Origin of the sequence: Streptococcus mitis, assembly GCF_946188375.1 — a bacterium.
Lineage (GTDB): Bacteria > Bacillota > Bacilli > Lactobacillales > Streptococcaceae > Streptococcus > Streptococcus mitis_CX.
This window is the reverse complement of record NZ_CAMHUS010000003.1, coordinates 185,701-198,746: the sequence shown is the minus strand read 5'-3', so window position 1 is coordinate 198,746 and position 13,046 is coordinate 185,701. Positions and strand designations below refer to the sequence as shown.

Below are 13,046 nucleotides of genomic sequence, written 5' to 3'. Positions count from 1 at the left end.
ATCATCATAAGTTAATTTCATAATAAAAACACCCCAAAAGTTAGATTTTTTCTGTCTAACTTTTGGGGTGCAGTTCATTATCAAGGTTTTATAAAGCCTGATAGTATGCGTTTTGTAATGGATAAAAAATGAGTTAATTTATTCTAAAGCTCGTATCTTTCAAGCTCTGGACACTGGCATTGATCACCGCGCCGATAATCAAAATCTTAGCGATGAGAATAAACCAGAACATCATGACCACCACGACGACGGAACTGAAAAAACGCACGTCCACTAGGTGATTGACATAATTGTTAACATAGACTGAAAAGATATTGAGTAGTAAGACCAGGGTCAACAAGACAAAGGCACTACCTGGCAATACAGAGCGAATCCTTCGCACCTTAACATTGGGTAGAAAATAGTAGAGCATGACCAGGATGGCAAAAATCAAGGCATAGACCAAAGGGCCTGTTAGGTCTTGCAGATAATCAAAAAGAGGACTATCCGATTTCCAATAGCTTTTGACAAGGTTGAGGAGCATACGGCCAAAGACACTCAAAAACAGAGCTAAAGCAAAGAGAATCTGCAAGCCAAAACTGACAAACAAACTCATGAGTTGATGGGAAATCATTCCACGATTTTTTGATACTCCGTAAGCTTTATTAAAGGCTTTCTGCAGGAAATTCATAGATTTTGAAAAGGTCCAGAGGGCTGACAAAACCGCAAAACTCAATAAACCCGTTGACGGTTGGGTCAGCACTTCTGTAATGATCTTTGCGACCACATCATACATGGTATCCGGCAAGAATTCATTGACAACCTTTAAAAAATTAGAAACTGGAATCTGAAAATATGGGAGGATATTAACTACCACCAAAAGCAGGGGAAAAATCGAAATCAACCAATAGTAGGCTACTGCGACACTGGTTAACTCACTATCTGATGCTTGATAATAATGCAAAAAAGCTTTTAATAAGGGCTTATCTATCAGCTCTTTCCACCACTTCTTCATATCATACTCCTTCACTTATAATCTTGATTAATTTCTTCTTACCAATTCCACCATATCATAAGGCAGGGTATTGGCAGCTTCCTTCAGAGAATAGTTCTCTAAGTTATTCACATTTTGCCGTAACTTCTTGGCATACTTGGTCGTAATCAATCGTTTTTCTTCGTATTCGAAAATCAACTTGCGCTCCAGATAATAGCCTCTCAGCATTTCATCGATATTGTTGGGTTTGATACGATTGATAACCCGTTCGACAAAGGCACCACTGGTGATGATAGCTGTTTCTCGGAGACGAGAATCCTGCATAAAACTGATTAAAGAACTCTTATAAACCCCTTTAAGGTTCTCCAGACTTTCGATAATCATCTCTGTATTTTCTAGATAAAGCTCTGCAATTTGGTCATAGTCAAGAGCCCTGAGTTTCTGTGATTCTTCATTTTTCCAACTGCGAAAAGTCTTGCCAAGAGTAAAGACTTCGTGAAGAAGAAAACGTAAAATCCGCAAGGAAACAAGGAAATAATAGGTCAATCGTGAAGCAAACTTGCGATTGATACTTTGTTCCATGTTTTTCAAATAACGTTGGTAAACTCGATAGGCACGCTCACTCATCTTGTCCTCTTCGTAAGCCTGTTCTAAACCATCACTTTCAATACTGAGGATGAGAAGTTTCAAGGCCTCCCAGTCTTCTTGAGCCCCCTTATTTTCTTGACTCAGGATGAGATTTTCAATACGTCCATGATAATTATCAATAGCCGCATAGAGGGGAAGTTTATTTTTGGTGCCTTCCAGCTCTTTTTCCAACTCTAGCGTTACTTCATTCAAAATGGCGATATACATAAGATAGTCCTTGCTTTCTTCCTGTTCATCAGAAAGATGAGGCAAGACCACGAGGCCTGTTAAAAAGCTGACAAGCGTCACACCTGCGACAAGGAAAAGTAAGAGAGGATACTCCTGTTCTAGATTACTTGGTATCAGAAGGATCGTAGCAATGGACACCGTTCCCTTGACACCTGAGAAAGTCAAAAGAAGCATGTCCTTCATATACTTATTCAGTTTTTTCTTGAGACGTCTAGTCCTATAGGCATAATAGCCATAAATCATGACAAAACGAATGGCAAAGAGGACAAATGTAAGGGCTATAAGAGATACCAATAAAAGTAAGGAATTATAGATTGGATTGGTCAAGATAGGTTCTGCTATCATTTCCAGCTCCATCCCTAAAATCACAAAGACAGAACCGTTGAGCATAAAGTTCACTGTATGCCAGACCGTCTCGGTCACCGTATCCACTTGGGCTTCGAGGAGCGTAATTTTCTTAAAACGGCTTGCCTTTAAAATCCCAGCAACCACAACGGCAATAATCCCTGAAACGTGGACTTCTTCTGCCAGGAAGAAGGTTACCAAGGGCAAACTCAATTCTAATAAAAGTTCACTAGCAATATCCGTTGCTCTCACACTTAGCAAGAAGCTATGGAGGAAACGGTTGGTCATGGCTGTTAAAAAGCCAATTAAAAAACCGCCTAGGATTGAAAAGATGAGCGAACTACTCGCTTGGCCAAGGGAAAAGGCTCCAGTTGTCCAAGCTGTCAAAGCTACCTGAAAGGCAACCAAGCCAGAAGCATCATTCAAAAGTCCTTCACCTTTAAGGATATTGGACACGCGCTTAGGAAAGCTAAACCGCTCCGAAAGAGAGGCAAAGGCCACCAAATCCGTAGGGCCAAGGGCTGCCCCAACAGCCAAGCAAGCCGCCAAGGGAAGACTGAGCCAAAGAAGATGGGCCAAGCCACCCAAACTCAGGGTCGAGATGAAAATCACTGGAAATATGAGATAAACAATGATTCGCCAGTGTTTTAAAATAGCCGTAATATCTGCTTCCTCCGACTCTCGGAAAAGCAATGGCCCAATAACCAGTGCCAAAAACAACTCTGTATTGAGGTGAAAGTCGGTATTGGGTAAAAAGAGACCAATCACAATTCCCAGAAGAATTTGCACCAAAGGAAGCGGCAAAAAGGGCAGGAGCTTATTGGTTGTACTTGAGACAATCAAAACCAGTAAAAATAGGATGAGGTAAATCAATAATTCCACGCACGTCCTCCTTAATCTTTTTTACAACAAGATTCAAAAATCTCCTTCTGCTCTTTGATTTTTTGGTCAATCTTGGAACAATCTTTGTGCTCAATTTTTCTCTGACACCGTTCCATCTCAAGAGCAACTAATTTTTTCTTGATTTTAAGCATTTTTTTGCTCATATGCGCTTGGTCTAACACACCCACCGCTCGTTCATGGTGAGTTGATTCAACAAAATTCTGGCGCATGGCATCCAGCTTTTCACGTAGGTATTGTTTATCCATGTCTATATCTCTCTAATTTTTCAATCATTACTAAAAATGGTGGGTTGTTGACTTGGTTTAAAGTTCGGTAAATGGCAGCTGTGTACTCTTGTTGGTTCAACTGGCTAACAAAATTCAAGACAGCATCTCGCTCAATATCTCCTCCCTCATGACCATAGTAAATCATGATAGCAATCCGTCCCCCTTTGACCAGCAAACGACACAGCTTTTCTAAGGCTTCAATGGTAGTCTGAGGTTGGGTGATGACGGACTTATCAGCTGACGGCAGATAACCCAGATTAAAAATCCCTGCCTTGACTTCTGTCACAAACTGGTCCAGTGTCTCATGGCCTTGTAAGATTAACTGGGCATTTGTCAGGCCAGCTTGGTTCAAACGCTCTTGCGTCTTTTCCAAGGCTTGCTCCTGAATATCAAAGGCATAGACTTGCTTAGCTAGCTTGGCTAGAAAAAGCGTGTCATGACCATTTCCCATGGTTGCATCCACTACGATATCATCCTGAGTCACTACCTCAGCCAAAAAATCATGTGCCATCTCAAGTGGTCTTTTCATTTTCAAACTCCTGTTTTACAGCCTTGCATCCTTGAACGCTTCCACGACGTCGCATCTCCATCTCAATGCTGTTGAGGACTTCCCATTTATTGAGGCTCCACATAGGCCCAATCAGCATATCTCTAGGTGCATCTCCTGTGATTCGATGGATGACAATATGTTTAGGAATGATTTCCAGTTGATCACAGATAACCTTTACATATTCGTCCTGGCTCATCAACTGCAAGCGTCCTTCGTGATAATCCCGTTGCATTCGCGTATTGGTCATCAGGTGAAGCAAATGCAGTTTAATCCCTTGAATATCGTTATCCGTAACACAGCGGCGGACGTTTTCAATCATCATCTCATGGGTTTCACCAGGAAGCCCATTGATCAGATGGGAAACTATCTCAATTTTGGGATACTTTCTCAAACGCTTGACCGTTTCCACGTACAACTCATAGGAGTGGGCACGGTTAATCAGGTCAGAGGTTGTTTCATAAGTGGTCTGCAAGCCCAATTCAACCGTCACATGCATGCGCTCCGATAATTCAGCCAAATATTCGATGGTTTCGTCTGGTAAACAGTCTGGGCGCGTTCCAATATTGATTCCTACTACACCTGGCTCGTTGATAGCCTGTTCATAGCGCTCTCGAATAACTTCAACCTTTTCATGGGTGTTGGTAAAATTTTGAAAATAAACCAGATACTTCTGAACATCAGGCCACTTACGATGCATAAAGTCAATTTCTTTATAAAATTGCTCACGGATAGGCGCGTCCGGTGCTACGATAGCATCTCCAGAACCTGAAACCGTACAAAAAGTACAGCCCCCATGAGCCACAGTCCCATCACGATTGGGACAGTCAAACCCAGCATCAATAGGGACTTTAAAGGTCTTTTCTCCAAAGAGTTTTCGATAATAATCATTCAAGGTGTTATAAGATTTCATAACTTTCATTATAACAAAAAACACCCACAATCTCAAAAGCCTGACTTTCCTATAAATTCCTCTGTTTCTCGTTTCCTTTAGCGATTTTTTATGATACAATATGGATATGATTTTAATGAAATTAGCATCTATTTTATTATTGATACTGACCTTAGTAGTCTGCATTATCATAACCAAACTTTTTAGATTAAAAAAACTAGGACGAAACTTTGCGGATTTGGCTTTTCCAGTCTTGGTATTTGAATATTACCTTATTACAGCTAAAACCTTTACCCATAATTTCCTCCCTAGACTGGGCCTAGCCCTCTCAGTCCTAGCCATTATTCTCGTCTTTTTCTTCCTTCTGAAAAAACGCAGTTTTTACTATCCTAAATTCATCAAATTCTTCTGGCGTGCAGGATTCTTATTAACCCTTGTCATGTATATCGAGATGATTGTTGAATTGATGGCCCTCTAGCTGAATCTTATATGAGACATAAAAAATAAAGGATTTAACCCTTTTGACTTGGGTAAATCCTTTTTTCTTGTTTAAAAATCGTTTGAGCAGAGCGTTTCCAAGCGAGACTTCACTTGTCTCGCTTGGGAACACTGCACAGAATAAATCTTATGAGAAAGTTACATTCCTCAAATCAATCTTATCCGATCCACTCACCGTTTTCATTTACTTGATAACCATCCGGAGTTACTGTATTGACAGCAAGGGATCCATTTGCATCAACATAATACCATTTGTCTCCAACTTGGAACCATTGACTTGTCTTCATCGAACCTGATGCATCAACATAGTACCACTTACCATCTTGATCCAAAATCCACTCATTAGATGACATTGCACCTGATTGATTCAAGTAATACCATGCACCTGATTGATCTTTAATCCAGCCAGTTTCCATTTTTCCTGTTTGATCAAAGTAATACCAAGTATCTCCATCTTTGACCCAACCCTTAGCCAAGTCCCCATTTTGTTGACGATAATACCATTTACCATCTTCCTTGTTCCATCCAGGTTTTTTGCTTTCCTGAGTAGGAGCTTGTATCACAATGTTCGGAGCAACTGATAGATGATTTTTAAAATCTGAACTGTTACTTGTCACACCATTATTTGATGGATTTGGAATGACAATATTTGGATTCGGATTTGCTCCTGGTTTTTGTTCCGTAGGTTGACTGCTACCATTGTCTTGATGTCCACCCGCCGGCGTCTCAATGTTACTTGTTTTCTTCTTAGTACCTACCAACAGAATTCTATTTACAGGTTCTTCCAGAATCTCACGTGATTTTTCTTTATTCTTGCCATCAGTCGTTACTTCTGTATAGATACGTTCCTTACCAACTTTACCTTCTTGCAACAGGCGAACTTCTCCCTCAAACAGAGTATCGTCTTTTTGTTCAAGAGTTTGGAAGTTCAATTCTTTGTCTACCACTTCAAGACTAGGCAAGTCATATTGAGCAGGAGCTACAAGTTTTGCGTCTATCACTTTTTCCTTAGTCAATTTAATCCGGTATTCTTTGACATTCTTACCACTCTCTGATACCAGACGGACTAATACAGGAAGATTTTCATTTCCACTATCCACAATTGTAGATGTGACTTGATCTTTCCCTTCTACAGTGATTTTTGGACGTTCCCCTTTATAAATCAATTCATAGTCCAAACGATTTTCAGAGAAGTCAGGAAGCTCTTTACCATCTACTAAAATTCTTCCCTCTGTGCTCTCTTTTGCAAGCTCACTTGGTGCTCGGAAACTTAATTCAGTTAGTGCAACCCCATTTTTATCTGCTTTTCTGTCCATACGCCATCTCATAGCTTTGGTAGTCACAGCTTTAAAGGTCACATTGATCTCATTTCCAGCTTGAATTTCTTTGTCTGCGTAATAAGGAACAAGTTCCCAATTATCAGGGTTATTAAATGGATGATTTGATTCGTAGCTGTAGTTTGAATAGTAAACCGGAACATCAAAGTCAGGACCGATGTATCGTTCCAATACGAGTTTAGCTGGGGCATCTGTTCCACTATCTGCAAAGAAGTTTAGTTTAGCTTGTGAAACCTTTCTATCCACAATTTTACCATTCTTTTTAAAGATAACACCAACTGATACTTCTGGATTAGCTGATGGATTAGCTGACCAGTTTGTCCAACGGTTGTCTTGATTTCGGTCATTATCATTTAGATAGTCTACACGGTCATTCGAATTGTCATCCAAATCATTAGTGGCTGAAGCAAAAGCCTGACTATGAGTAGCAAGATAATCTGGATTATCAGAAAGTGATCTACCGACCTTGTCCGTTACTCGAACAGATAATTCTACTGGGACTTCACTACCAACTACATGGCCTTTAATTGTATATTCTCCAGCCTTGCTTAGGGTAGAAGCAGGAACTGTTTCCCATTCAACTGCCAAATCTTTTACGTCATAACCGCTCTTACCTGCGAAATAAACAGGAACCTTATTTGGCAATTCCAAAGGTTGACCCAGTTGCAACAATTGAGACTGTTTAGCAGCAGCAATTGGTTTACGAGCCAACAAGTCTTTATCTTTTGTAAAGTGAAGGTTGTATTCTCCAAGAATATCGCCATTTTCTGCTTTCACAATAACACGGACAGGATCGCCTTCTTTCACACTAGGAACTACTGTAGCCAGTCCATTATTTGTGATACTAGCTGTTACTTCTGGAATTTTTCCATCACTATAGTCTAAATAGTAATCTGTTAAGTCTGGATTAAAGTGAGGAAGGTCTTTTCCAGCCACCTTAATGTTAGTAGTTGCCTCTTTAGCTGGTGCTACCTTTTTAGAGAAAACTTGTAATTCTGTAATGGATGTTCCAAGTTTATCGTCAGCTCTGGTCATGCGAATACGTACCGCGTAGGTATCCACCTTGTCAAAACTGAAATGATTCATTTCTCCAGCTTTTAACTGATCTGGAGCCTTAAGATTTGTAACTGGTTTCCAATTTTTACTGTCATTAAATACGTGGTTTTCACCCTCTACATAACCAGGATTCTTCGGTGCAGTTGGAGCTTTTTCACCAACATAATACTCAATGACGTAAGATTTTGGAGCACCTACACCGCTATCTTCATAAAAGGCTACATTCAAGTTATCTACCGAACGTTTTGTCAAAATACCTGAATCTCCAAAGAGTACCCCTACTGAAGCTTCTTCAGAACGTTTCCAGTTTGACCAACGATTTGCAGGCTGATCACCGTAAGAAATCACTTTATCATTTACATTAGATACTGGGTCATAAGAATGAGAATCTGATGCAAAGGCAAGTGGTAATTCTGAACCTGTCCATTGATCTGAAATATTATTGCCAATTTCTGTTTGATTGGATACACGAACATGTAATTTCGTTGTCAGCTGCGTTCCCTCCACATGGCCTGTTACAGTAAAGATTCCTTCTTTTGCATACTGGCTTGCATCAATAGTATCCCAAGCCACCTTAGCTGAAGATACTTGGCCATTTGAATAATAAGTACGGACACTCTCTGGCAAGCTTGGTGCTTCAGCAATTGGTGTTGTAATGCTCACATCTTCAACTGATACAATTCCTTCTACTGATACTGTCGCACGCGCTTCTTGATTCAATCCTTCAACCTTACCAAGAACTTCGAAAGTATGATAGTGATTTAATTTTTCAGATGGAATCGTATCCCAAACCACCTTATGAACTTTTGGAAATCCTTTATCGTACTCAACTGTTACTGTAGATGGAAGATTTGGTGTTTGGTGCAAATCTGTCACAAGGTTAACTGGACGAATAGCCTGGACAACTTTCTCTTCAGTATTTGCTGCAATCGTTAGAGGAAGTTCTCCTTTTGCACCTTCATATTGAGCTTGTAAAGTGAGACTACCCGGTTTATGCAACTCTAGCATTCCCTTATTAACAGAGACTCCTCCCTCGCCTTGGCTTGAGAAAGTCACCTTATCGGTTGGTAAAACAGCTTCAGTTCCATCCTGATAACGGGCTAAAACTGTCATTTTAACAGTTTGATCTTCTTTGAGACTAGTAGCTTGATCCACTCTGAGACTCAAGCTTTCAATTTGTGGAGAATCAACAAGGAACTGAACCGCATAAGTTTGTAATTGTCCACCATCTTTAGGTTGAACATAGATACTAGCACGCATTCCATTTGACTCATTTGCCTGAACGACCTTCACATCAGCATTTTCAGCACTAGCACTGACTTCTGGAATTTTTGCACCATAAGAAAGTTTATGATAATGGACAGGATGTTCATTTGAAAGTTCCGTAACGCTTTCACCACCTACTGCTATAGTTGGTGTAACTTGAGCCAATTCCTTACCATCATCAACTATCAAAGTAGCGTGGATAGTTCTATCTCCCAATTGGCTAGTCATCTGGATATGTGCCCCTGGAGTAGACAACTTCTCTTGATCTTCTGGTGAAATTTCCCAATTTTCAACTTCGTAATTGTGAATACGACCATCTGATGAAACAAGTGAAACAAGTTTATCCACAGAGCTCAAGTCTGTTCCAGGTGCCATGCGTTTAACAGCTGGAAGTTCATTTGCAATTGTAAGAACTTCAACACGAGCCTCAACTTCACGCCCATCAGACACACCTTTTATAGTTACAATTCCAGCTTGACTGACATCTGCTTTAGACCAGGTTACAGGACGTTTTTCACGACTACCATCACTATAGACAAATGGCACTGTCTGAGGCATTTTAAGTTTTTGACCTAAAACTGTCCGAACTTTTGGTATTTCTGTTCCTAAAACAGTTTTTTCTGACTGGTCTGACTTACCTGTAAAAACTGTAACTTGATCTGATTTCAACAAGCCTGAATATGCTGTAAGGGTAAATTTACCTGCTTGATCAGTCGATTTAACAATCGCTACCCCTTTACCATTAAAGGCTCTACGAATCCAAGAACCATCTGCTTGTTCTTTATAACGTTCACGACTAGCTTGCTCACCATTATCCACACCAACCAGTTGACCTTGTCCATGAAGTTGGAAGTGAACTAGATTGTTAGCAGTTGGCACAACATTACCCTTGCTATCTACAATTTCGTAATAGATATAAGTCAAATCTTTTCCATCTGCAGCGATTGCATTTTCTTCCTTAACCAAACGGACACCTGCAGGTTCACCAGCAGTTACAATCTTATCACGAGCAATTTCCTTGCCAGACTCATCTCGAGCTACCGCTTCCAAAGTTCCTGGTTTATAAGCGACTTTCCACTCCAAGTATAGCTCTTGAGGATTTTCACCTTCTTGATATGTACGACCGTCACTTGTTTGTTTTTTGTTGAATTTTTTAAGACCTAGTGACTCATTATTTAAGAACAACTCAACACTAGCAGCATTGGAATAAGCTCTAACTGGGATTCGATTTTCAGCATCTGCAACATTGTCGGCCAATTCAGTCTTTTCCCAGTTCCAGTGAGGAAGTAAATGAACCATTGGTTTTTTCTTGGCAGAAACCCACTGACTTTGGTAGAGATAATAGTCATTTTTTGGAATACCTGCGGTATCAACAATACCAAAGTAGGAACTTTTTACTGGTGTACTATTTTGATTGTGCCATGGTGTTGGTTCACCAATATAATCCGTACCGGTCCAAATGAATTGTCCAGCATAGCCTGGATGATCTCTATCGAAGGTCCATGATGCTGTAGCAGTTTTACCCCAACCAACACGATCATTACCATAATCGGATTGTTCGTAATTACGCCAATATTGGTTACTTCCTACCCACTCACTCTCTGGATGGAAATAACTTCCTCTTGTACGAGTTGCTGAAGATGTTTCTGAACCATAAATGAGCCATTTCGGATGTTTCGCATGAAGAGTTTGATAATTTTCTTCAGAGTAATTCAATCCAACTGCATCCAGTTCATCTGCAATCTTTTCATGGTCCCCAGTTCCATCTCCGAAACGGAATTTATCAGCTCCCATGGTTACATAGCGTGTCTTATCAACAGATTTCACCACTTTCACCAAACGTTTGACAGTTGCTAGTGAATGGGCTTTCCCATCTGCTTCACCGATTTCGTTACCAATAGACAACATGACAACAGCAGGATTGTTTTTATCTCTTTCTACCATTGTTCGAAGATCGTAATCAGACCATTTTTCACCTTTTCTTGCCTCTGGATGGGTAGCATCTTTTTCAAAGAAACGACCATAGTCGTATGGTTTCTTACCGCCATACCAAGTGTCAAAGGCTTCTTCCTGAACTAGCAAACCAAGCTCGGCTGCAATTTGCAAGGTCTGAGGACTTGCTGGATTGTGAGTCGTACGAATCGAATTCACTCCCATTTCCTTCATCTGTTTCAGACGACGGTATTCTGCCTTATAGTTTTCTTCTGCTCCTAACGCTCCGTGATCATGGTGCAAGGAAACTCCATGGAACTTGATGTGTTCACCGTTCAAAGAGAATCCTTGGTCTGGAGTCCAGTTATAGTAGCGATAACCAAATAAATCTTTTTTAGCATCTACAAGCTGACCATCTTTATAAACACGAGTTACCATCTCATATAAAGCAGGTTTATCAGATGACACTGTCCACAATTTTGGTTTTTCAACTTCTAATGCTGAATCCAAATGAAGGGTTTGTTTTGCTTTTAGAGTTTTACTCTCAGTTCGAACAAGTTCTGTAACTGCCTTCCCACCTCGTTCAAAAATTTGATACTCTGCTACAATTTCATGGTCTTTATTGTCTGTATTAACAATTTTACTGCTTACTTGGGTTTCAACTTTTCCTCCTTGTTGACTTTCTAGTTTTGGAGTTAGAATAGTTGTCCCATTCTTTTCAACATGAATCTTGTCTGTTACCTGCAATGATACGTCTCGATAGATACCACTTCCTGAATACCATCTACTACTTGGTTGCTTATTAACTGCATGAACAGAAATGACATTTTCTCGCCCATCTTTATGGAGATAGTTACTAATATCATATGAAAATTGATTGTAACCATTTGGATAGTGACCAACTAGTTGGCCATTGACGAATACTTGTGAATCCATGTAAACACCATCAAAGGTTACACGAACATCTTTATTCAAGTCCTTTTCGTCTAACTTAAAGGTTTTCCGATACCAGCCATCTCCACCATTCAGTTGACCACCTTCGTTTTGAGCTGGTGAATCATGGTCAAAATCAAAATGAATACTCCAGTCATGAGGAAGATCCATTTTTTTCCATGAAGAAATATCTGCGTCTGGTTTTACAGCTTCCTTTGCATTGGCATTTAGTTTAAAGTGCCAATTCTGGTTGAAGGAAATATTTCTATCTTCAATTAACTTATCAACTACTTCATTCGTAGCAGATTTGAATTCTTGCTTATCTTTTGAAACAGAACGATCTTGTGATTCTGCTTTATTTGTTTCTTCAGATTTCTTCTTATCTTCAGATTTATTTTTATCTTCAGATTTATCCGTTACCTCAGTCTTATTTGTTTCTTCAAGCTTATTGCTATCCTCAGGCTTGTTCCTTTCTTCTGTTTTGTTTTCGACTTCAGCCTTACCTTCTTCTAAAGGAACTGATTGATTATTGGCAACTGAAACTAAAGGTTGATCTGCATGAGGTTTTACTACTGCATCACTACCATCCGCATTTTCCTTTAAAGATACATTTTCAGCTTTAGCAGGCTCTTCACTTACTTTTTCAGTCGCAACACCTTCAGCTTTATGTTCACTTGAGAGTCCAGTAGTTTTCAGGTTTTCAGACTGGTGCTCAGTCCTATTTGTTGACACAATTTCTTCAGTATTTTCGTTGGCATATACCGAAGAAGATAGACTAACGCTTGCCCCTAATAATAGAGCACATGTCCCTATAAGCACCGAGCAAGCACCGACTGAAAATTTTCGAATACTATAGACTCTTTTTTTGTTCCAATTACCTTTTTGCATGTAATCCTCCTTTTGGTAACCGCTTTCATTTTATCTGAGAGCAATCTACTTATTATAATTATCTTATAATACGATTTTATAACCAATAAAAAATTTGTCAACCTTATACGTATAAAAACAATAGTTTTGATTGTTTTTTATAAAAATTGGAGAGTTTTTAAAAAGTATTGAAGTGGAATTTATTATAATAAAAATGATATCCGATTTTCTTTAAAATTTTAAGACGGAATAGTTTTTTATTATCCCAAACAGAAAAAATCTTTCTTAAAGATTTAAACATACAAAAAGAGCAAACGAATATTTCAGTTCTTTCCTGATTTCGTTAACTCTTAAT

7 protein-coding genes are annotated in these 13,046 nt (G+C 39.5%); 1 reads left to right on the top strand and 6 read right to left on the bottom strand.

Translation table 11 applies throughout. From position 1 onward, the window contains the following. Positions 1–133 precede the first annotated feature (133 nt). From N8M16_RS05125 to mnmL, 5 genes are read right to left on the bottom strand one after another with little or no spacing between them, the layout of a single operon-like run. Positions 134–994: a YihY/virulence factor BrkB family protein gene (locus tag N8M16_RS05125; RefSeq protein WP_020902460.1), complete on the bottom strand. Its 861-nt coding sequence runs from the start codon at positions 992–994 to the stop codon at positions 134–136. A 27-nt stretch (positions 995–1,021) separates the two neighbouring features. Continuing rightward, the gene (locus N8M16_RS05120) at positions 1,022–3,076 is read right to left on the bottom strand and encodes a cation:proton antiporter (RefSeq protein ID WP_261069744.1); all 2,055 of its coding nucleotides are present in this window, start codon (positions 3,074–3,076) and stop codon (positions 1,022–1,024) included. Between the two features lie 11 nt (positions 3,077–3,087). Continuing rightward, on the bottom strand, positions 3,088–3,342 hold the full coding sequence (locus N8M16_RS05115) for a hypothetical protein (protein WP_000361085.1): 255 nt from the start codon (positions 3,340–3,342) through the stop codon (positions 3,088–3,090). Then, the gene (gene mnmM, locus N8M16_RS05110; RefSeq protein WP_261069743.1) at positions 3,335–3,892 is read right to left on the bottom strand and encodes a tRNA 5-(aminomethyl)-2-thiouridylate-methyltransferase MnmM; all 558 of its coding nucleotides are present in this window, start codon (positions 3,890–3,892) and stop codon (positions 3,335–3,337) included. Before mnmM ends, N8M16_RS05115 begins: the two co-directional genes overlap by 8 nt. Next, positions 3,876–4,832, bottom strand: coding sequence for a tRNA modification radical SAM protein MnmL/YtqA (gene mnmL, locus N8M16_RS05105; protein WP_023946280.1), 957 nt, complete (start codon positions 4,830–4,832; stop codon positions 3,876–3,878). The genes mnmM and mnmL overlap by 17 nt, the downstream gene beginning before the upstream one ends. A 91-nt stretch (positions 4,833–4,923) precedes the next feature. On the opposite strand from mnmL, the gene N8M16_RS05100 reads away from it, so the two are divergent. Further along, on the top strand, positions 4,924–5,280 hold the full coding sequence (locus tag N8M16_RS05100) for a DUF3397 domain-containing protein (RefSeq protein WP_261069742.1): 357 nt from the start codon (positions 4,924–4,926) through the stop codon (positions 5,278–5,280). A 178-nt stretch (positions 5,281–5,458) separates the two neighbouring features. On the opposite strand, the gene N8M16_RS05095 is transcribed toward N8M16_RS05100, so the two are convergent. Then, positions 5,459–12,712 carry an Ig-like domain-containing protein gene (locus N8M16_RS05095; protein ID WP_261069741.1) on the bottom strand — a complete coding sequence of 2,418 codons (7,254 nt, stop codon included), beginning with the start codon at positions 12,710–12,712 and terminating at the stop codon, positions 5,459–5,461. Positions 12,713–13,046: the final 334 nt, after the last annotated feature.